Below are 20,654 nucleotides of genomic sequence, written 5' to 3'. Positions count from 1 at the left end.
CTCGCCCTGTCAGATTTGTGAAAGCCCGCCGTCGACCATCAGCTCCACGCCATTCACGTAGCCGGCATCGGCGCTGGCAAGAAACAAGGCGGCGGAGGCGATTTCATGGGGCTGCGCCATGTAGCCCAAGGGCACGATGTGCGCGACGTGCTCGCTTAGCGCCTGGATCTGGCGCTTGTCCATCTTCAAACCGTTGTCCATCAGGGGCGTTCGCGTGAAGCCAGGGCTGAGCACGTTGGCGCGAATCTTTCGGTCCTTTAATTCATTGGCCCAGGTTCGAGCAAACGAGCGCACCGCCGCTTTCGAGGCGTTGTACAAACTGAGGCCTTCCATGCCGTTGCTGGAACAGATGGACGCGGTGAGCACGATAGCGGCGCCGTCTTTGAGCAGGGGCAGCAAGGTTTGCACGGTGAAAAAAACGCCCTTCACATTGATGTCGAACAGGCTGTAGTAACTGGCTTCGCTGGTACTGCCCAACGAGTTTTTCTCGCAGATGCCCGCGTTGGCGAACACCACGTCGAGGCGGCCGTCCTGCGTTTCAACCAAGGCTTTGAGGGCATCGAGGTCGGCCTGTTGGGTGACATCGGAAACCACCGCGACGGCCTTTTCGCCCAGAGCGCGCGCGGCCGTTTCGAGGGTCGCCGCCGAGCGGCCGGTGAGATAAACACGCCCGGCGCCTTCGGCGATAAGCGCAGCGGCGATGGCAAAGCCGATGCCCGTTGAGCCGCCCGTGACCACGGCGACCTGACCGGAAAATTTACCCGACATAACAGAGCTCCTTTTGACGCGTTGATGGTTTTACGAAAGTTGATTGGGCTGCGAACGGGGTCTGGCGGCATACACCGAAAGGCAGGCGGCAATGCTCAGGCACACGGCGATGCCCAGCAGCGCTGCAACGAAGCCGTCGGCAAATGACGCGGCGCTGTTAGCCGGCGCGGCGACCGCGTAAAACAGCCCGCCCAACACCGCGACACCCAATGCCGCGCTGATCTGCAATGCCGAGTTGACCAAGCCCGCCGCCATGCCAGCGCCACCGGCCGGCGCGCGGTCGATGACCGTTCGAATCAATGTGGGCAGCGCCCAGCCCTGGCCAAAACCCAGCAGCCCGACAGCCAGCACGACCACCGCATAGGCCGGGCTTTTACCGGGCGGCGCAGCGGCCACCGCCGCGCTCAAGAGCAAACAGCCGAGCACTTCCAAGGCCATGCCCAAGGCCGGCACATAACGGCCGAATCGGCGGATGGCCGCCGGTGTGGTCAACGGGCCGATCACATAACCAATGCCGAACGGCACAAACATCAGGCCGGTGACCAGCGGCGTAGCGCCGAGGGCGTCTTGCAGGTACACCGAAAATGTGAGGAAAAAGGCCGACACCACATAGAACAGCAGCACCCCGGTCAGGCCCGCCAGCAACCCCGGCGATTGACTCAGCTGTGGGCTTACCAGTGGCGTGCCGCCGCGCCGCTCCAAGGCAATTTCATAGCGCCAGAAGGCCATCGCCAACACCGGCGCGCTGAGCAACATCACGCACAGCCACCAAGGCCAGCCCCACTCTCGCCCCTCCACCAACGGCACCACCAACAGCCCCAACGTGAGGGCGCACAGCAGCACGCCCAGGCGGTCCAATGGCAGCGGCGTCGGGCTGCGGGTATCAGGCAAAAATGGAATGCCGGCGATGAACACCGCCGCCACGATGGGCAGATTGATCAGAAAAATGATCCGCCAGTGCAGACCAAACAGATTCGCGGCAATCAGCCCCCCTCCGAGCGCCTGGGCGAGCACAGCGGCCAAGCCCAGCGCCGCGCCATATACCGCCAAGGCCCGGGCACGTTCCTGTTCGGGAAACAGCGCATGGATGGAGGCCAGGCCTTGCGGCGCCATGGCGGCAGCGCTGAGCCCTTGCAGGGCCCGGCCCGCTATCAGCAACGTTGGCGTGGTGGCCAGGCCGCAGATCAGCGAGGCCATGCCGAAGCCTGCCATGCCCGACAGAAACACCCGGCGTCGGCCAAACAGGTCGCCCAGCCGCCCGCCGGTAATCAGGAAAACCGCATAGGTTGCGGCGTATGCCGAGATCACCAACTGCACTTGCGCCGGGCTGGCGCCGAGCCCGCTGCGAATCGAGGGCAACGCCACATTGACGATGAAAAAATCCAAAGGCGGCAAGAACGCGCCGGCCAACAGCACGGCAAAAGCCAGCCACCGATGGGGTGCTGCTGCGCGGGTTGTTGGGGTTGCAAAGGACATGGCAGGCTCCACAAAAAAGGCTCAATGGCTGGCTCGCCGCCCACTGTTATCTGGCGAACCCGGCGTACAGCTACGTACACTGCGCCGGCGCTTTTGAAGGCACGAACTGCGGCAGTGCCGGCTGAAACTGGAGCGCATTGTCAGCCGCAGCACAGGGCTGGCGGCACTGCCAACGCTGCACATTGCGTGTGCATTTTTGTAAGGGGTACAGCGTGGAATGGGATGACGTGCGGTTTTTTCTGGCCATTGCCAGGGCGGGCTCGCTGGGCGCGGCGGCCAAGCAATTGGGGGTCAGTCACCCGACCGTGGGCAGACGCCTGCAAGCCCTGGAACAGGCCAGCGGGCAGCCATTTTTCCGACGCACACCCGAAGGCCTGGTGCCCACTGATAGGGGTGACCGGATTCTGTGCCTGGCCGAAGAAATGGAACGCAGCGCACTGGCCATTGCCCGCCGAGTGGACGGCAGCGCTGAACACCCCGAAGGCTTATTGCGCATCTCATCGGCCGACTGGTTTGCCGGTTATGTGCTGGCGCCGGTGTTGGTGGAGTTGGTACGGCGGTATCCGGCTGTGGTGCCGGAAGTGCTTGCCGGGCACAGGCTTTCCGACCTGACTCGCCGCGAAGCCGATATCGCCTTTCGCATCGTGCCGTTCGACCAGCCGGACATCGTTCAGCGTCGGCTGATGACCATGCCGTATGGCCTGTACACCAGCGCTTCGGCAACGGCGATGCCGCCGGCAGATGGCAGCGGCTGCAAGCTGATTCTGATGAACACCGCCCAGGCGCATTACCCGGACGTGCAATGGCTGCAGCGCATGTTCCCCGCTGCGCAAAACGTCTTCACCAGCAGCAGCCGCACGGTGCAAGCGCAGCTGTGCGCCCTCGGTTTGGGCCTGGCTGTGCTGCCGCGTTCGCTAGGCGACCAGGTGCCCACGTTGCGGCGCATCGAACTGAGTGAGACGCCGCCGTCGCGGGAAATCTGGATGGGGTATCACCACGATATGCGGCAAATGGATCGCTTGCGTGCACTGGCCGATTTGGCCAGCGACATGCTGGGCAGCCACTCGCCAGACAACCTCTGACACTGGCTCGGCAGCAGGTCAGCCGCGCGCGGTTGATCCGCGTCGGCTGACCCGCAACCCGCAGCAAACTCAAATATCCCAAGCCAGCGACAGGTTGATGCCCTGCTGGTCACTGTCGTCGGCGCCACGGTAGCTGTAGGCACCGCGCAGCGACAAACCGGGGGCGAGCGAATGGCTGACGCCGACACTGGCACGCCAGGTTTTGTCGTCCGGCGTGTAGCCTTCCAGGGTGTAGCCGAGCGTCGGCAGGCTGCGCAGGGCCATGTCCACGTCGGTGGCATCGTCCTCGTACTCGCGCTCCATCGCCGCTTCACCGAACAGGCGGGTTTGCGCGTTGAGGTTGAACACGCCCTGCAAGCCGGCGCCCAGGCGTTTGGAGTCGCGCTTCTGGTCGCCGATGTTGAGCGCAGTGGAGCTCACGCTGTTCTCGGCGTAACCGTCCACCTCGACCCGCGCGTAGTCGGCGCTGACGAAGGGGCTCAGGTGCCACTGGCTGTCGGCGTTTGGGGCAATGTCGTAGCCCACACGGCCACTCAGGCCCCATAGCTCGCCATCGGTGTCGCCCTTTTCGCTGCGCGTAGCCGGGCCCAGGTTGAACTGGCGCTTGAGGTCATTGAAGTCCAGGTAGCCGACGCTGGCAGCCAGCTCGCCCCACCAGCGGTTTTGCTGATACTGGGCAAAGCCGGTGGCCAGGTAGCTGCGCAGGTTGTAGTCGGAATCGGCGTCGCCGGCCTCCATGTCTTGCTGGTAAAACCCGCCTGCCAGGCCGACGCGCCAGGCGTCGTTGAGACGGTAGCTGCCACCGACGTTCAGGTTGTAGCCATCGCCATCGGCGTCGCTTTCATAGACGTCATAGCTCTGCCGCTGACCGCCTGCTGTGACAAAGGAGCGCCACTGGCCGACCGCTTGCCACGCCTGCCAATCAGCCTGCCACTGCGCGCGCAATTGGTCCTGGTGCGAACGCAATGCGTCGTGAGCCATCTCCGGCAACAGGCTGAGTTCCCACGGCGCTGCCAGCAGCGAATAGGCGTAGTCGGCGATCAGCCGTTGGCCGGTAATGGTCGGGTGCACGCCGTCGTTATAGAGCAGCTTGGTGGGATCGGGGTTGGTGCCGTTAATGCCATAAATCGGGTTTTGCACCGCGCAGCTGTCGAAGCAGGTGCCGGTCAGGTTCTGCCCGACAGCCAGCCCGTAGCGCCCTGGATCGGCCAGCGTTTCGGCAAGGTTCAACGGCACGTTCAGTGGAATGATTTCGGCATTGATGCCAGCCAGTTGGCTAACCAGCTCCGTGTTGAACGTGCCGCCGAGCAGGGAAATGGTGCCTGCCAACGGCGTACCCGAAATGGCCGGGGTTCTGCCCACGTCCGGCAGCAGCCAAACCATGATGTAGCGAGCGCCAGCCTGCTGCAGCGCCTCGACGCTATCCACCAGACGACCCGCCGATGCACGGGCAGTCGCCGCGCTGACTACCTGTCCTTGCAGGAAGTCGTTGCCGCCGCCGGTGATGTAGTAGAGCGCATTGCGATCGGCGCGAAAGCCCGTATCCACCAAGTAGCCCGGACGGTTTCTGAGCACTACCCCAGCGCCGGGGCCGCCCGGTGGAATGACGGTCTCGGAGACCGAGGTGATGGAGTTGTAAATCTGGCTGGTGGTATAGCCGCCGACTGCCCAGTTATCGCCGTCGACCCAGCCATTGGCCTGATACACCGGCGAGGTTGAAGGGCCGAGGCCACCGATGCCAAGACGCCCGCCGAGGAGCATGGGCGCAGACGCGCCAATCTCTTCGCCACTTCCCGCCAGGTAGGTCGGACCTGTGCGGTTGGTGAAGCGCAACGTGGCATTGGCCGGGCCGCCGGGATCGGCAAATTGGCCGGCATCGCTCAGGCTGTCGCCGAAGACGATGAGGGAAGAATAGGGGGAGGCTTGGGCGGGGCAAAACGAGACGGCGCCAGCCAGCAGACACGCTGCGGCGAGCGGGTTTAAAACGCGCTTCATTGAAGGTCCTTTTTCTTGTTATTGGATGGATCCATGCCGACTGTAGCTCGACTTTTTTCACTGACAAGAGACTGCCTGCGGCGCTTATTGCGCTCCATTCATGCCATTGTTGGCGCCCCAGTTGCCTGACGCGGCCACGGCGTACGGCGTGGTTTTTTTCGCCCCTTGACTTAGAGCGCGCTCTAACCAATAGCCTCCGTGTTGCACCGCCAAAAACGGCCTCTGCCGTTGCGCGGTTTAACCAGAGGAGCACTGTCATGGCATCAACCACACTTAACGTCGCGACCGGCCTTATGCTGTCCGCAATTGGCATGTCCGCGCAGGCCAGCGAACCGGACGCTCGGCGCGAAAAGGGCATCGAAACCCTGGAAAAAATCACCGGCGCAGCCGGCAACACGGTGGTGAATTCGCTGAGCGACATCTCCCCCGAGCTCGGCGCCTGGATTGTCGATTTCGCCTATGGCGATGTGTTCTCGCGGCCCGGCCTTGCGCTGTGCACGCGCGAGCTGGCGACCATCTCGGCCCTCACCGCCATGGGCAACGCGCAACCGCAACTCAAAGTGCATATCGAGGGCGCGCTGAATGTGGGTTGCACACCGCAAGAGATCGTTGAAATTATTATTCAGATGGCGGTGTATGCAGGCTTTCCCAGCGCACTGAATGGCATCAGCGCCGCCCGTGAAGTGTTTGCCAAACGGGGCATTACCGTCGCGACGGCAAGCCCGAAATAAGCGGCGCCGCCGCTTTGCTAACCCAGGACCGAGGATCGCGCTTATGGATGCACACCACACGATCGAGCACGTCGCCAAGCGCACGGGCCTCACCGCCTACACCCTGCGCTACTACGAAAAGATCGGACTGCTGGCACCCGTTGCCCGCGCGGCGAGCGGGCAACGGCTGTACGCGCCCAGCGACATTGCGTGGCTGGAATTCCTGCTGCGCCTGCGCACCACGCACATGTCCATCGGCAAGATGCAAACCTTTGCCGCCCTGCGCAGCGCCGGGGACGACACCGTTCCCGAACGCCGACACATGCTGGAAAACCATTTAGCCGATGTGCAGGCGCAAATCGCAGCCATGCAACAGGCGATGACCGCCCTGAAGGAGAAAATTGCCCACTACCGCGCGCTTGAAGCGCGGGCAACCCTTAGCGCCGACTAAGCGCCAGGCGCACGGCAAACAGCACGAACACCACGCCGGTCACCCGATCCATCCAGGCCACCACGTGCTCCCGGCGCAGCCACACCGCCAATGACTGCGTCGCCGTGATCAACGCCGTCGACCACAGCAAACCCAGCACCACATGGATGCTGACCAGGCCGAAGGTCCACGCGATCATCGGTTGGCCTTGCGGAATGAACTGCGGCAGGAACGACACATAAAACACCCCGACCTTGGGATTCAGCACGTTGCCCATCATGCCCTTGAGCAACCAATTGGTTCGGGCATCCGAGGTTGCATCCGCCGTTGCAAACGAGCGCCGTGGCCGCAACAGCATGGTCAGCCCCAGCCACGCCAGATACGCCGCACCGCAATACTTCAACACGTTAAACGCCAACTCCGACAACGCGATCAACGCCCCCAACCCAAACGCCACCGCCGCGCCCCACAGCAAGCAACCGAGGTTAATCCCCAGCGCCACCCGAAAGCCCTGCTGCCTCCCTTCAACGGTGGCGGTGCGAAGAATAAGCGCCGTGTCGAGCCCCGGCGTGATGGTCAACAGCGTGGCGGCGAAAGTGAAGGCTAAGAGGTTGTCTGCGATAGTCATGGGAGGCGGTCGTATGGTGAGGCTGACGGTTGGGCGAGGTTAGCAGAATGGGTAAGTCGATAGATGACGAGTCACCATCATCCCCATGTACGCGGGGATCCAGAATCTTGAAGTCAACGCGGACTGTAGGAGCGGCTTTAGCCGCGATGCCTGCAACGCACGAAATCAAAAGCATCGCGGCTAAAGCCGCTCCCACAGGACGGCGTGGGGACTTGAGCGGAGCGCTGAATTCGCAATTCTGGATTCCCGCCTTCGCGGGAATGACGAGGAATTCCCAAACCACACCGTCATCCTCGCGCACGCGGGGATCCAGAATCTTGAAGTCAACGCGGACTGTAGGAGCGGCTTTAGCCGCGATGCCTGCAACGCACGAAATCAAAAGCATCGCGGCTAAAGCCGCTCCCACAGGACGGTGTGTGGCCTGGCGCGGCGCGCTGGAGCTGCGATCCTGGACTCCCGCCCTCGCGGGAATGACGAGGAATTCGCACGCCCCACCGTCATCCTCGCGCACGCGGGGATCCAGAATTTCGAAGACAACGCGGACTGTAGGAGCGGCTTTAGCCGCGATGCCTGCAACGCACGAAATCAAAAGCATCGCGGCTAAAGCCGCTCCCACAGGACGGTGTGTGGCCTGGCGCGGCGCGCTGGAGCTGCGATCCTGGACTCCCGCCCTCGCGGGAATGACGAGGAATTCCCAAACCACACCGTCATCCTCGCGCACGCGGGGATCCAGAATCTTGAAGACAACGCGGACTGTAGGAGCGGCTTTAGCCGCGATGCCTGCAACGCACGAAATCAAAAGCATCGCGGCTAAAGCCGCTCCCACAGGACGGTGTGTGGCCTGGCGCGGCGCGCTGGAGCTGCGATCCTGGACTCCCGCCCTCGCAGGAATGACGAGTAATTCCCACACCCCACCGTCATCCTCGCGCACGCGGGGATCCAGAATCTCCAAATCAACGCGGACTGTAGGAGCGGCTTTAGCCGCGATTCCTGCAACGCACGGAATCAAAAGCATCGCGGCTAAAGCCACTCCCACAGGGCGGCGTGTGGGCTTGCGCGGCGCGCTGGACTCCCGACTTTGGATTCCCGCCTGCGCGGGAATGACGAGTAACTCCCACACCCCACCGTCATCCCCGCGCACGCGGGGATCCAGAGTCTCAAGGGCGACGCAACCGTAACGGCGGTTAGCGCTGGGTGGTGACTTCCAGGGTATCGGTGTAGGTGACCCAGACACTCTGATCGACTTTCAGGTCTTTGAGCCGCGCCTGATTTTTTGGATCAAGCACGTCGACCACTTTCTGCGCGCCTGCGGGCCCTTCGAAGGTGACTTGGTTCTTGCCGACATCAATGTGTTTGATCTTCAGCTGCACCTGAACCTGGCGATAGGCGTAGCCACCCGGATGAGGATTACCTTGGGCGGCACGCACCTCGGCGTTTTGCTCTGAGGCCTTGCCGGGGGCTTTGTCCACTTCGGTGTCGAGCATCGTGGCCACCGAGCGGGTGACCACCGTTTTCACCGTGTCGCCGGGTTTCAGCTGGGCGAGATTTTTGGCGTCGTCACCGAGCTGCAGGGTCACGGGGCGATCATCCGGGCCCTTCAGCACGACAACATGGTTGGCCGCATCCACCGACACTACGGTGGTCACAACCTGGCCCTGTTCAAAGGTGGCGTACAGCGGAATATTCTCGGCGTGGCCGGTTGTGATACCGGCGATTAGCAAGGCGGTAACGGTTGCGATCTGGGTCCATCTGTAAGCGGCTTTCATCGATTTGCTCTCCTTTTTTAATCGAGGCCCGACTACTGAACTGAACCCTTCGCGCGGGTGAACCACCCCGTTTTCGCTTGCCCTGAAATTGCCCGGCGCCCAACGCTTGGCCGCTCCAGAATCAGGATTGTTTACCTGTCGGCAACGGGTGGGTTGAAGCGAGTTACCGTCGGCCGCCGACGCGTGTCCGAAGGAGCTTAGGTACAGTTTTGGCCATTCGCTGGAAAATTTTTTTCAGCGCCAAACGCTACCGGAGATGGCCACGGTGCCCAATGGAGACCGCCCCTGCCCGCTTTCAACAGTGTTCGCCACACGCCTTATTTGCGGCACGGTGCGCGTAGCTGTGCTAGACCGATTTAGCCCACTGCTGAACACGCTGCGCTATTGCCGCCACCAGCAGCCTTGAAGGGCACCAGCGAAGCGCCACCGACCGTGCTGCCTGGCACAAGGAGAATCGTCATGTATGTCCTTCGCGGCATCTCGATGTGGTCGTTAGTGCTCGTGTTGTCTGCCGGGCCGTTCTCCCTATGGGCTGCCGAGCCCGGTGCAGCCGCGAGCTCAGAGCCTGCGTTCGCCGAGCAGGAGTTGGATCAGATGCTCGCACCGCTAGCCCTGTACCCCGACGCTTTGCTCGCGCAGGTGTTGATGGCCGCCACCTACCCCGGCGATGTCGCCGATGCGGCCGCCTGGTCCAAGACCAACCCGGCGGCCAAAGGCGACGATGCGGTGCGCCAGGTCGCCAGCCAACCGTGGGACCCCAGCGTGCAGTCACTGGTGGCATTCCCGGCGCTGCTGGCCACGCTCGAACAGGACCCCGCGTGGGTGCAGCGGGTTGGCGATGCCTTTCTGGCACAGCCCGACGCGGTGATGGAGTCGGTACAGCGCCTGCGTCGGCAGGCTAAAGATGCCGGCAACCTCAATTCCAACGATAAACAGACGGTCAGCGAGCAGCCGGCAACCACTGCCAACGCATCGAGCAGCCAAACCATCATTATCGAGTCCGCCGACGCGCAAGTGGTTTACGTGCCGACCTACAACCCGACCGTGGTGTATGGCACCTGGCCCTACCCCGCCTACCCACCGGTGTATTACCCACCGCCGCCTGGTTATTACCTGGGCGGCGCGGTGGCAGCCGGCATCGGTTTTGCCGTGGGCGTGGCCGTCATCGATTCGCTCTGGGGCGACTGCGACTGGGGCAGCAACGACATCGATATCGACGTAAACCGCTACAACACAATCAACGACAACCGTCAGCTGAACATTCAGGACAAAACCTGGAAACACGACCCGGTGCACCGTGACGGCGTGCCCTACCGCGACCGCGCCAGCCGCGAGCAATACGGCAAGCGGCTGGCCAACAGTGACCAGCGCGAAGCCCTGCGCGGACGCGATACAGCGCGTGCCGCCGAGCGCGACCGTGCCCGGCAAAGCCTGGAGAAGCGCGGTTTCGAAACCCCAGCGACCACCAATCGTCAGGCGCGTGACCGCGCCCAGACTGCAGATCGCACGCTGCGCACTTCAGACTCCACGCCACGCCGTGAAACACAGCGCTCGGATACCCGAAGTACCCGCGACAACGCGTTCACCGGCGCGCGTTCGCCCGAGCGTGACCGTGCCTACCAACAACGCGGGCAAACCAGCCAGGCCGCCGCACGGCGCCCACCGTCAGCCCGTGCCAGTGGCCAGCCTGTCAGCCGCCCGGCGGCATCCTCTTCACGCGGTGGCGCCCGGCGGCGCTGACAGGGAGTCCGGCATGAATACAGCCATACGTTTTGCGCTGATCACGGTGTTGGCACTGACAACCTCGTGGGCGCACGCGCAGCAACCGTTCCAAAACCCGCAAGCCGCTGTCGACGCGTTCGTTGCCGCGCTCGGCACTGAGCGAGCCGACGAGCAACGCCTGGCCGCGCTGCTGGGCAACGACTGGCGCCACTACATTCCACTGGTGGGCGTGGAGCGAGAAGACGTCGAAGCGTTTCTCAGCCTGTACCGCGCCAAGCATGAAATACGCAGCCAGGCGCAGGGCTACTCGCTGCTGGCAGTTGGCGAACAGGGCTGGGAATTGCCACTGCCGCTGGTTCACGACAAACAAGGTTGGCGCTTCGACACCAAAGCCGGCGTGCCGCTTATTCGCCAACGTCGGATTGGGCGCAATGAAGAAGCCGTTTTACAGGCCGTACGCGCTTACCACGACGCGCAGGTGGACTACGCCGAAGCGGACCACGACGGCGACGGCGTGCTCGAATACGCGCAGAAATTCGTCAGCAGCGCGGGTCAGCACGATGGCTTGTATTGGCCCGAACAAAACGGCGAACCCGACAGCCCTTTGGGCCAACTGTTCGGCGACGAACTACCCAACGGCGGCTGGCACGGCTACCACTACCGCATCCTCATCGCACAAGGGCCATCGGCACCCGGCGGCGCCTACGACTACCGGCTGGGTCCCAACATGAGCCGCGGCTTCGCCCTCATCGCCTGGCCGGTCACCTACGGCGACAGCGGCGTGATGAGTTTTATGATCAGCCACGAAGGCACCGTGTTCGAAAAAGACCTGGGCTCTGACAGCGGCAAGCAAGCCCAAACCATGACCCGCTTCGACCCCGACAGCAGTTGGCAGGCAGTGGAAGAGACCGAGGCTGGCGCCGGTGGCCCGTAACACCTGCGCTAGTGGGTTAAGCGTTACATCGGCTTGCTAGGGAAATTGAACGGCGGCCGCGCGGCGGCTTAGCGCAATTTAATGCGCCAAAACAACGTATTGGAGTGGTTCTGGCGCATTTAAATGCGCTGCAGCGAGCGAATCGTTTTTCCGTGCACCATCCGGCGGCTTGATAGGGAGTTCGGAATGAGGGCAAATCGGGACCTTTATTAGCTCTATGGCGAGTTGAATGACAGACGCTCTCCCTTAGTTATTTCCGGGAGAGAGTGGCTTGATCAACCCCATCTTTACCCTTCTCGTGAAACCGGGAGACACCGATGTACACAGGCACGTGCTTATGCGGCGGAATCCAGTTCCGCATTGACTCCGAACTGGAGCCTATTCAGCTATGCCATTGCTCCCAGTGCCGCAAAGCACAGGGCACACCGTTCGCGACGAATACGCCGGTTAGCACAACCGCTTTTCATCTGCTGAGCGGCGCCGAGCTGATTACTGTTTTCGAGTCCTCGCCCGGCAAACAACGCGCCTTTTGTAGCCGCTGCGGTTCGCCGATTTACAGCAAAAGAGACAGCCTGCCCGGCGTGCTGCGCATTCGAGTCGGGCTGATCAATGAGCCGGTTTCGGTTAAGCCCGAGGCGCATTTTCATACTGGGTCGAAAGCCAACTGGTGGGCGATTGAGGATGATTTGCCGCAGTTCGAATAGCGCTATGTCGCCGCCCGCCAAGCCGCCAGGAACACGAAGCGCCGCTGCTGCCGAAGTATTGGCGTAATCAGCCGGATCTGTATCTATTGCCCGCTTCGCCGCCCCGATAGGATTTCGGCTTCCTCCCACAGGCGAAGCACCTATGCAACTCACCGACATCCCTTTTGGCACCACCGACTGGTCCCAAATCGAACCCAGCGTTCATCCCGGCGAAACCGGTACGGCCTACTGGCGCACCTGCCAGTTCGGCAGCGTTCGAGTGCGAATGGTTGAATACAGCGCCGGTTACCTGGCCGATCATTGGTGCCACAAGGGTCACATTTTGCTGTGCCTGGACGGGCAGCTTGAGACTGAGCTTGAGGATGGCCGCACGTTTATGCTGAGCGCCGGGATGAGCTATCAGGTGGCAGATCATGCGGAGGCGCATCGGTCGTCGACTGCCACCGGCGCCAGGTTGTTTATTGTGGATTGAGGGTGCGGCAACAGAGCGAGAGTAAAACGGTACAGAGTTGTTAAAGGCTCAAAACTCGCGCTGTATTCACGAAGGGGGCTGTCGGCCGCTTTTTTCTGCCCCTCAAATCGGAAAAATAATCCCCGTGCGCGACGCCGCATTGCGAATGTGCTCCTGCATGGCTTTACGTGCAGGCTCGTTGGCGTGGCGGGCGAGCTGGCGGAGGATTTTGCGGTGTTCCTGCCAGGTTTCCATGGCCCGTTCAGGGCGAATGAAGGGCAGCTTTTGGCTTTCGAGGAACACGGTTTCGTTGGCGCTGATGATGTGTTCAATGGCCAGGTTGCCGCTGGCTTGGAGCAGGCGTCGGTGGAATTCGAAGTCCAACCGTGCGGCCGCTTCGAAGTTGGCGGCACGCAGTTCCAGGCGCATGGCTTCTACGTTGTCGTGCAGCTCGTCGATGTCGAGTGCGGTCAGGGTGCTGGCGGCTCGGCCGGCGGCGAAGCCTTCGAGTACATAGCGAAGCTGGAAGGTGTCGGCGGCCGAAACCTGCTCGGCGTAGGGCCAGGAAAACGCGCGGGCGGCCGGGCTGTTGGCGGCTCGGGTGGCTTGCACGTACACGCCCTTCCCCGCTTGCACGCTGACCACGCCCAGGGCGCTCAATGAGGACAACGCCTCGCGCAATGAGGCGCGGCTAACGCCCAGGCGCTCGGCTAAATCGCGTTGCGAGGGCAAGGCATCTCCAGCTTGATAGCCGCCCTCGCGAATCAGTTTTTGAATGGCCTGAAGGGCCTGCTCGGGCACCGCGCCACGCACTGCTGTATCGGCCATCTGTTCAGACCAGTCGGAAGGAGTTGCTGCTTTTTACGCTGGTTTTTATCCACCAGGCAAGTCACGCACCAGCCTGGCACCCTGGCTGAAACCCACGCCCTGCAAGGGTGCGATTAAAACTTGTCGGCCTAATCAGGAAGCGCCAACTGTTCAGACCAGTAAGACCTTGATTCGCAACGAGCGCAGGCAATTTGCCCTTCGTTTCGGCAAAAGTGGCATGTCCCGTGCTATCGCCTTTGCACACTTTATTGCGACGCCACGAGGTTTTTCCCATGCGTACAGTTCGTCATTTGCTGCTCTCCGCCCTTCTCGCCAGCGGCGCGTTAATGCACTCGGCGGCGAATGCCGATGCGCTTGCCGACATCCAGGCCAGCGGCACATTGAAGGTGGCGGTGCCGCAAGACTTCCCGCCATTCGGTTCGGTGGGACCCGACATGCAGCCGCGTGGTCTGGACATCGACACAGCGAAACTGATTGCCGACAAACTCGGGGTGAAGCTGGCCCTCACGCCCGTGAACAGCACCAACCGCATTCCTTTTCTCACCACCGGCAAAGTGGACTTGGTGATTTCCAGCCTGGGCAAAAACCCGGAGCGCGAAAAGGTCATCGATTTCTCCAAGGCTTATGCGCCGTTTTACCTCGCAGTGTTCGGCCCGGCTGAAGCCGACATCGCCAGCACCGATGCGCTCAAGGGCAAAACCATCAGCGTGACCCGTGGCGCCATCGAAGACATGGAACTGTCCGCCGTGGCGCCCGAAGGCACCACCATCAAGCGCTTTGAAGACAACAACTCGACCATCGCCGCCTACCTGTCCGGTCAGGTCGATTTGATCGCCAGCGGCAGCGTGGTGATGAGCGCCATTGCCGAGAAGAATCCGAAGAAAGTGCCGGTGCTGAAACTCAAGCTCAAAGACTCGCCCGTGTATGTCGGCCTGGCCAAAGAGCAACCGGCGCTGCTTGAAAAAGTGAACGGCATTCTGACCGCCGCCAAGGCCGACGGCAGCCTCAATGGCATTGCTGAAAAGTGGCTGAAACAACCGCTGCCCGCTGACCTCTGAGCGGCCGCAGCCGATGGCTTATTCATTTGATTTCGCGGCGGTGTTGGCCCATAGCGATCAGCTGCTCAAGGGCGCGTTATTCACCCTGGAGCTGACGGCCATCGGCGTATTCGCCGGAGTGGGCATCGGCGTACTGGGCGCGGTAATGCGCGCCTGGCAGGTGCGCCCGTTCAATTGGTTGTTCAGCGCCTATGTGGAGCTGATCCGCAACACGCCGTTTATTGTTCAGCTGTTCTTTATCTTTTTCGGGCTGCCCTCGCTCGGCGTGCGCATGACGGAGTGGCAAGCGGCGTCGCTGGCGATGGTGATCAACCTGGGCGCCTACTCCACGGAAATTATCCGCGCCGGTATCCAGGCTATTCCGGCCGGGCAAATCGAAGCGGCGTCGGCGCTGGCGATGACCCGCTATGAAATCTTCCGCCATGTGGTGCTGCGCCCGGCGTTGGCCAAGGTGTGGCCGGCGCTGTCGAGCCAAATCATTATCGTGATGCTCGGCTCGGCGGTGTGTTCACAAATTGCCACCGAGGAGTTGTCGTTCGCCGCCAACTTTATTCAGTCGCGCAACTTTCGTGCGTTCGAAACCTACCTACTGACCACCCTGCTCTACCTGTGCATGGCCATCGCCCTGCGTCAGTTGCTGAACCTGGTTGGCCGCCACGTGATTGTGGGGAGACGCTGATGGATTTCACCCTGTGGGACATCATCCGCAACCTGCTAACCGGGCTGCAGTGGACGGTGCTGCTGTCGCTGGTGGCTTTTGTGTGTGGCGGCGTGGCGGGGCTGCTGGTGATGCTTGCGCGCATCTCGCAACTGACCGCGTTGCGTGTTTTGGCGCGCGGTTACATCGAGTTGTTCCAGGGCACGCCGTTGCTGATGCAACTGTTTCTAGTGTTCTTCGGCATCGCCTTGCTGGGCGTGGATGTGTCGGCCTGGCTGGCCGCTGCCGTGGCGCTGACGCTGTTCACCAGCGCGTACCTCGCCGAAATCTGGCGAGGCTGCGTCGAGTCGGTCACCAAGGGCCAATGGGAGGCGTCGGCGAGCCTGGCGCTGAATCGATTGGAACAACTGCGCTATGTGATTTTGCCGCAAGCGCTGCGCATTGCCGTGGCGCCGACCGTGGGTTTTTCGGTGCAGGTGGTTAAAGGCACAGCGGTGACCTCAATCATCGGTTTTACCGAGCTGACCAAGACCGGCAGCATGATCGCCAACGCCACCTTCGAGCCTTTCCTCGTTTATTCGCTAATTGCCCTCGGCTATTTCCTGCTGTGTTTCCCGCTCTCCATGGGCGCCCGCTACCTAGAAAGGAGGTTGCATGTCGCTGCTTAGTATTACGGGCCTGCACAAGTATTACGGTTCAAACCACGTGCTCAAGGGCGTCGACCTCAAGGTGGAGGAAGGTGAAGTGGTGGCCATTATCGGGCGCAGCGGCTCGGGCAAAAGCACGCTGCTGCGCACGCTCAATGGTTTGGAGTCGATCAACGATGGCGTGATTGAAGTGGACGGCCAATACCTCGACGCCCAGCGCTCCGACCTGCGCGCGCTACGGCAAAAAGTCGGCATGGTGTTTCAACAATTCAATCTGTTCCCACACTTGAGCGTCGGCGAAAACGTGATGCTCGCACCGCAGGTGGTGAAGAAAACCGACCGCGCTGAATCGCGCCGGCTCGCGGAAAAAATGCTCGAGCGCGTGGGCCTGGCGGACAAATTCAATGCCTTTCCCGAGCAGTTGTCTGGCGGTCAGCAACAGCGCGTCGCCATTGCTCGCGCCTTGGCCATGTCGCCACGCGTGCTGCTGTGCGACGAGATCACCTCGGCGCTCGATCCGGAATTGGTCAACGAGGTGCTGAGCGTGGTGCGCGAGCTGGCCAAGGAAGGCATGACGCTGATTATGGTCACCCACGAAATGCGTTTTGCCCGCGAGGTCGGCGACAAGCTGGTGTTTATGCACCAAGGGCGCGTGCACGAAGTGGGCGCGCCCAAGGAGCTGTTCCAGGCACCGGGAACTCCGGAGCTGGCGAATTTTATTGGCAGTATTGGTTAGTTCTGCGCGAGCGGTGCGCCTCGGCGAAAGAACAGGGTCACCTGGCCCAGCTCGACGCCGAGCTTGCTCATGCTGGAGCGGTTGATGAGGGTGTCTTGGTCCATGAGGTACATCCAGTCGTCGAAGTCGACCACCCAGGTGGAGCCGTCAACGTCCAGGTTCAGCTTGTACCGCCAGCGCAAGGCGTTGCCGGCGATCTCGCCGTCGGCCTCGCCAACCACATCACCAGCGGTGCCGCGCCAGTGGCCGTCGCCGGTTGGCACCAGGGTCCAGACGCGTTGTTGGCGGGTGCCGTCGCTGTAGAGGAAGCGCTCGTCAAGAATCAGCTTTTCACCGTCGCGGCGGCTGCTGATATTCACGGTGAAGCGCTTCACCACCTCCCCCGAGCGATTCTGAAAAATGCCCCACGCCTGCACGGGCTGGGAGAAGTAACCGGGCAAGTCCAGCTGTGGGCGTTCTTGTGCGTAGTGCTCAACGCCCACCCCGCCACACCCACTGAACAACAGGCAGCACAGCATTATTAGTGCGACACGCATGGTCGACGTCCTCATGATTTTTTCTGGGTAAGGCCGGTTTGGCGGCAACGGGAACAGCTCGAATACTTATACAAATTTCATTTTTTGCATAGGTTTTTGCTTGCCAGCGCCCCCGCTGGAAATTGCCCCGGCACTTCATGCATCGTGTGGCCCTTCGATTCGTGCATTTAAGGACCCCCATGCGTACCGGCATTGCCCACTGCAACGACGTTGACCTGGCGTATGAAGACTGGGGAGACAGCGCCGCGCCGCCGCTGGTGTTGATCATGGGGTTAGGCGCGCAGTTGGTGTTGTGGCCCGACGGCTTTTGCCAGCGCCTGGTCGATTGCGGCTTGCGGGTGATTCGCTTTGATAACCGCGATGTCGGCCTGTCGAGCCGCGTGAGCAAGCCCTACACCACCGCGCAGTGGAAACTGTTTGCCCGCGCGCAGTTGGGCTTACGGTCGTCGACGCCCTATTCGCTCGAAGACATGGCTGACGACGTGGCGCAGCTGATGGCCGCGTTGGAGGTGCCCTCCGCGCACATTGTCGGCGCTTCGATGGGCGGCATGATTGCGCAGATATTTGCCGGCAAATACCCCGACAAAGTGCGCGCGCTGACCATTCTGTTTTCCTCGACGAACCAACCGCTGCTGCCGCCACCGGCGCCAAGCGTGTTTTTGAAACTGGTGTCGACACCGCCTGCGGGCGCCAGCGAGGACGTGATTGTGCAGCGCCAGCGCGAGCTGATTTGCGCCATTGGCAGCGCGGCGTATCCGATGCCGGAGGCGGAGCTGGATGCCTTGATTCGCCTGCAAATCGCCCGTGGCGCTGACTTCAAGGCCACCGCCCGGCAATTCGCGGCGGTGCTGGGCAGCGGCGATTTGCGGCCGTATTGCAAACGCGTGCAGGCGCCCACGGTCGTCATTCACGGGCTGGCAGACAAACTGGTGCGCCCTGCCTGCGGCCGCGCGATTGCACGGGCGATTCATGGGGCTCGGTTGCAGTTGATCCCCGACATGGCCCACGACCTGCCCGAGCCGTTGTGGCCGCAGATTATTCAGGGGATTTGTGGGGGGTAAGTCAGGGGGATTGATAGCGTTTGCGGGAATCGCGGCTAAAGCCGCTCCCACAGAAAGATGAAGTCGTAGTTGCTTGTGTGGGAGCGGCTTTAGCCGCGATTGGCCGAGCCTGGAAACGGCAATGGTGCTGATCGTTCCGGCGCTACGAAAACTGTTCCACATCCAGCAATGCCCATACCACCAACCCTTGCCGTTTGATTTCTTGCTCGGCTTCAAGCTTGGCGATGTCGGTGCTGATGGAACGCGATTTGTGTTGGTATTTAAAAGCTGGCCCGCCGCTGGCTTTTCGCACGCTGTAGGTAATCAGCGTGTGGGGAAGCTCCACTCTCTTTTTCTTCACGTCTTCCTTGACTGGAGTAACCACCGGCTCCAATCCAAGGGCGCGGCGCATTTCGTTTTCAGTCAGTTGCATGTGTTGCACTACTCCGGGCTGTCAAAGCCACCTTCATTTAAGCGAATCATCTGGGTTCGCCTGGCCAGCGTGCGTATCTCATGGCATAGACAGGTCAAAGGTCAACAGTTCAGTAAAAACTTAAGCGCTATTTACGACGATTAACGCCAGCAAGAAGATTCTGCATACACAAAAACCCCGCGTCACGGGCGTGAGGCGGGGCTACGAAACCCTCGTTGCAGAGCGGCTAGCCTGGTAAAAGCCCCGCTTTCGCGGGGCGCTTTCGTTACTTTTGTTGCAGGAAGGCCAGCAAGTCTTGGTTGAGACGGTCTTTGTGGGTGTCGGCCAGACCATGAGGTGCGCCGGGGTACACGATCAGTTTGGCGTTTTTGATCAGCTTGGCAGCGGCGTGGGCTGAAGCATCGATCGGTACGATCTGGTCGGCATCACCGTGAACGATCAGGGTCGGCACATCGAACTTGGCCAGATCCGCCCGGAAGTCCGTGGCCGAGAACGCGGCGATGGAGTCGTAGGTGCTTTTGTGGCCGGCTTGCATGCCCTGCGCCCAGAACGAGTCGATCAGCCCTTGCGAGGGTTTGGCGCCTTCGCGGTTGAAGCCAAAGAACGGGCCGCTGGCGATGTCGCGGTAAAGCTGCGAACGGTTTTCCAACGACGCTTTGCGCAGACCGTCGAACACCTCCATCGGCAAACCGCCTGGGTTGTCTGCGGTTTTCAGCATCAGCGGCGGAACAGCGCTGATCAGTGCCGCTTTCTTCACCCGTTTGGTGCCGTGCCGACCGATGTAGCGCGCCACTTCGCCACCACCGGTGGAGAAGCCAACCAGAGTTACGTCTTTGAGATCGAGCGTTTCAATCACAGTCGCCAGGTCGTCGGCGTAGTGGTCCATGTCGTTGCCTTCCCACGGCTGGCTGGAGCGACCGTGGCCGCGACGGTCGTGGGCAATCACGCGGTAGCCTTTGTCGGCCAGGAACAGCATTTGCGATTCCCAACTGTCGGAGTTCAGCGGCCAGCCGTGGCTGAATGTGACGACCTGGCCGTCTTTGGGGCCCCAATCTTTGTAGTACAGCTGCACACCGTCGCGGGTGGTGATGTAGCTGTTGCCACGGGTTGGCGCGGTGTCGGCCAGGGTGAAGTCGGCGGCCAAGGTGGCGAACGCTGCGCTAACGGCCAGAAGTGCGTGGGTGATTTTGCTCATTACAATTTCCTCAGGTTGATGATCGAAAAGATCGGTTCAAGCGATTACATAAGATTGCGAATAACGGGCTCGTCAGGAGGCGACGGCGGCTCGGCGAATGGCGGTTTGGCGGCGGCTGTTGGCCTGGGCCAGCTTGCCGACCAAGCGAATGGCAATGGCGGCGCAAGCGATGCCGAACGGCAGCACGTACCAGTCGCTCATGGGGATGCGTTTGAAGTTGGAGTAGGTGAACACCGCGGCGATGATCCACATGCCGGTCACGTGCAGCGCCTTCCAGGCCTTGGGCCCGATAAGCCGCGCAGGGCCTTTGAACGAGGTCAGGGCCATCAGCAGAATGAACACGTACGCGGTGCTGCCCGGAATGTTGTTGGCCACCGTGCGGCCCGGCCAGAACTCGGTGTTCACTTGCCCGTAGAAGTAAATGAGTACCGCATGAACGAGATGGGAAAAGGCAAACGCCAGGCCGATAAAGCGGCGCTCACGCACCAGCGATTTGGTCAGCGGCGAGGGCACCAGCACGGCGAAGGCCGAGGCGGTGAAGGCAACAACGAACAGCACGAACGAGGAACGGGCGGTGGCGCGGATGGCGCTGCGCAGGCCTTCAACCAGTTCAGGTTGGGCGGCTACGGCCAGGGCGCTCATCACCACAACCAAGGCGGCGATAAAACCGAAAAGCGTCCAGCCTCGAAGGCTGTGGGGTGGGTTGTTCATAGCAAGTTCTCCTTGTTTTGGCTCGCTGTCCGAGTAGCGAGTCGACGGGGAGAATTCTTGCTGGCGCGTGTATACCGGCTATGTCGGCAAGGCGCCGTTATGCAAGCGCATGCGTATGGAGGGGCGTTGGATACAGTGGCTTACAA

General features: G+C 61.6%; 22 protein-coding genes. 12 read left to right on the top strand and 10 right to left on the bottom strand.

Translation table 11 applies throughout. The features are described from left to right. Positions 1 to 9: 9 nt before the first annotated feature. The gene (locus ACZZ0Q_RS07950; protein WP_463539439.1) at positions 10 to 768 is read right to left on the bottom strand and encodes an SDR family NAD(P)-dependent oxidoreductase; all 759 of its coding nucleotides are present in this window, start codon (positions 766 to 768) and stop codon (positions 10 to 12) included. 30 nt (positions 769 to 798) lie between these two features. Beyond that, a complete protein-coding gene (locus ACZZ0Q_RS07945) occupies positions 799 to 2,244 on the bottom strand; it encodes an MFS transporter (RefSeq protein WP_463560436.1) in 1,446 nt (481 codons plus the stop codon). A gap of 212 nt (positions 2,245 to 2,456) precedes the next feature. Between ACZZ0Q_RS07945 and ACZZ0Q_RS07940 the strand changes: the two genes are divergently transcribed. Further along, positions 2,457 to 3,326: a LysR family transcriptional regulator gene (locus ACZZ0Q_RS07940; protein ID WP_463539442.1), complete on the top strand. Its 870-nt coding sequence runs from the start codon at positions 2,457 to 2,459 to the stop codon at positions 3,324 to 3,326. Positions 3,327 to 3,395: 69 nt separating this feature from the next. Here the strand turns inward: ACZZ0Q_RS07940 and estP are convergent, their stop codons facing one another. Then, on the bottom strand, positions 3,396 to 5,321 hold the full coding sequence (gene estP / locus ACZZ0Q_RS07935) for an esterase EstP (RefSeq protein ID WP_463539443.1): 1,926 nt from the start codon (positions 5,319 to 5,321) through the stop codon (positions 3,396 to 3,398). Positions 5,322 to 5,632: 311 nt separating this feature from the next. Between estP and ACZZ0Q_RS07930 the strand changes: the two genes are divergently transcribed. Continuing rightward, positions 5,633 to 6,052: a carboxymuconolactone decarboxylase family protein gene (locus tag ACZZ0Q_RS07930; RefSeq protein WP_463542216.1), complete on the top strand. Its 420-nt coding sequence runs from the start codon at positions 5,633 to 5,635 to the stop codon at positions 6,050 to 6,052. Positions 6,053 to 6,095: 43 nt separating this feature from the next. Continuing rightward, positions 6,096 to 6,482, top strand: coding sequence for a MerR family transcriptional regulator (locus ACZZ0Q_RS07925; RefSeq protein WP_463539444.1), 387 nt, complete (start codon positions 6,096 to 6,098; stop codon positions 6,480 to 6,482). On the opposite strand, the gene ACZZ0Q_RS07920 is transcribed toward ACZZ0Q_RS07925, so the two are convergent. Continuing rightward, on the bottom strand, positions 6,469 to 7,089 hold the full coding sequence (locus ACZZ0Q_RS07920; RefSeq protein WP_463539445.1) for a LysE family translocator: 621 nt from the start codon (positions 7,087 to 7,089) through the stop codon (positions 6,469 to 6,471). The genes ACZZ0Q_RS07925 and ACZZ0Q_RS07920 overlap by 14 nt on opposite strands. 1,184 nt (positions 7,090 to 8,273) lie before the next feature. Continuing rightward, positions 8,274 to 8,855 (bottom strand): hypothetical protein, encoded by a 582-nt coding sequence (locus ACZZ0Q_RS07915; RefSeq protein ID WP_463539446.1) that lies wholly within the window; start codon positions 8,853 to 8,855, stop codon positions 8,274 to 8,276. A 459-nt stretch (positions 8,856 to 9,314) separates the two neighbouring features. Between ACZZ0Q_RS07915 and ACZZ0Q_RS07910 the strand changes: the two genes are divergently transcribed. The 4 genes from ACZZ0Q_RS07910 (at position 9,315) to ACZZ0Q_RS07895 (ending at position 12,687) form a co-directional block, all read left to right on the top strand. Next, positions 9,315 to 10,595 carry a DUF3300 domain-containing protein gene (locus ACZZ0Q_RS07910; RefSeq protein WP_463539447.1) on the top strand — a complete coding sequence of 427 codons (1,281 nt, stop codon included), beginning with the start codon at positions 9,315 to 9,317 and terminating at the stop codon, positions 10,593 to 10,595. A gap of 13 nt (positions 10,596 to 10,608) precedes the next feature. Then, positions 10,609 to 11,511, top strand: coding sequence for a DUF2950 domain-containing protein (locus ACZZ0Q_RS07905; RefSeq protein ID WP_463539448.1), 903 nt, complete (start codon positions 10,609 to 10,611; stop codon positions 11,509 to 11,511). 317 nt (positions 11,512 to 11,828) lie between these two features. Further along, a complete protein-coding gene (locus ACZZ0Q_RS07900) occupies positions 11,829 to 12,215 on the top strand; it encodes a GFA family protein (protein ID WP_463539449.1) in 387 nt (128 codons plus the stop codon). A gap of 142 nt (positions 12,216 to 12,357) precedes the next feature. Further along, the gene (locus tag ACZZ0Q_RS07895; protein ID WP_463539450.1) at positions 12,358 to 12,687 is read left to right on the top strand and encodes a DHCW motif cupin fold protein; all 330 of its coding nucleotides are present in this window, start codon (positions 12,358 to 12,360) and stop codon (positions 12,685 to 12,687) included. 102 nt (positions 12,688 to 12,789) lie between these two features. Here the strand turns inward: ACZZ0Q_RS07895 and ACZZ0Q_RS07890 are convergent, their stop codons facing one another. Further along, entirely contained in the window at positions 12,790 to 13,494 is a 705-nt protein-coding gene (locus ACZZ0Q_RS07890) for a FadR/GntR family transcriptional regulator (protein WP_122493589.1), read from the bottom strand. 272 nt (positions 13,495 to 13,766) lie between these two features. Between ACZZ0Q_RS07890 and ACZZ0Q_RS07885 the strand changes: the two genes are divergently transcribed. The 4 genes from ACZZ0Q_RS07885 to ACZZ0Q_RS07870 are packed head-to-tail and all read left to right on the top strand — an operon-like array spanning position 13,767 to position 16,593. Continuing rightward, entirely contained in the window at positions 13,767 to 14,552 is a 786-nt protein-coding gene (locus ACZZ0Q_RS07885; RefSeq protein ID WP_122493590.1) for a transporter substrate-binding domain-containing protein, read from the top strand. A gap of 13 nt (positions 14,553 to 14,565) precedes the next feature. Beyond that, complete coding sequence (locus ACZZ0Q_RS07880; protein WP_463539451.1) at positions 14,566 to 15,231, top strand: amino acid ABC transporter permease; 666 nt, start codon at positions 14,566 to 14,568, stop codon at positions 15,229 to 15,231. Continuing rightward, positions 15,228 to 15,878, top strand: a complete 651-nt coding sequence (locus ACZZ0Q_RS07875; protein ID WP_206000607.1) for an amino acid ABC transporter permease — start codon at positions 15,228 to 15,230, stop codon at positions 15,876 to 15,878. Before ACZZ0Q_RS07880 ends, ACZZ0Q_RS07875 begins: the two co-directional genes overlap by 4 nt. Then, positions 15,865 to 16,593, top strand: a complete 729-nt coding sequence (locus tag ACZZ0Q_RS07870; RefSeq protein ID WP_122493593.1) for an amino acid ABC transporter ATP-binding protein — start codon at positions 15,865 to 15,867, stop codon at positions 16,591 to 16,593. The genes ACZZ0Q_RS07875 and ACZZ0Q_RS07870 overlap by 14 nt, the downstream gene beginning before the upstream one ends. Here the strand turns inward: ACZZ0Q_RS07870 and ACZZ0Q_RS07865 are convergent. Beyond that, on the bottom strand, positions 16,590 to 17,129 hold the full coding sequence (locus tag ACZZ0Q_RS07865; protein WP_463539452.1) for a DUF3833 domain-containing protein: 540 nt from the start codon (positions 17,127 to 17,129) through the stop codon (positions 16,590 to 16,592). The two genes, ACZZ0Q_RS07870 and ACZZ0Q_RS07865, sit on opposite strands and share 4 nt — an antisense overlap. Before the next feature lie 179 nt (positions 17,130 to 17,308). Here ACZZ0Q_RS07865 and ACZZ0Q_RS07860 point away from each other — a divergent pair, with 179 nt between their 5' ends. Then, positions 17,309 to 18,190 (top strand): alpha/beta fold hydrolase, encoded by an 882-nt coding sequence (locus tag ACZZ0Q_RS07860; protein ID WP_463539453.1) that lies wholly within the window; start codon positions 17,309 to 17,311, stop codon positions 18,188 to 18,190. Between the two features lie 142 nt (positions 18,191 to 18,332). Here ACZZ0Q_RS07860 and ACZZ0Q_RS07855 read toward each other — a convergent pair whose 3' ends face one another. The 3 genes from ACZZ0Q_RS07855 to ACZZ0Q_RS07845 form a co-directional block, all read right to left on the bottom strand. Beyond that, positions 18,333 to 18,602 (bottom strand): hypothetical protein, encoded by a 270-nt coding sequence (locus ACZZ0Q_RS07855; protein WP_206000595.1) that lies wholly within the window; start codon positions 18,600 to 18,602, stop codon positions 18,333 to 18,335. A gap of 265 nt (positions 18,603 to 18,867) precedes the next feature. Further along, positions 18,868 to 19,797, bottom strand: a complete 930-nt coding sequence (locus ACZZ0Q_RS07850; RefSeq protein ID WP_463539454.1) for an alpha/beta fold hydrolase — start codon at positions 19,795 to 19,797, stop codon at positions 18,868 to 18,870. Between the two features lie 72 nt (positions 19,798 to 19,869). After that, positions 19,870 to 20,508, bottom strand: coding sequence for a ferric reductase-like transmembrane domain-containing protein (locus ACZZ0Q_RS07845; protein ID WP_463539455.1), 639 nt, complete (start codon positions 20,506 to 20,508; stop codon positions 19,870 to 19,872). Positions 20,509 to 20,654 lie beyond the last annotated feature (146 nt).

Source organism: Pseudomonas sp. AC070 (assembly GCF_979258635.1).
The sequence above is the reverse complement of the archived record's forward strand: the minus strand, read 5'-3'. Positions and strand labels throughout refer to the sequence as shown.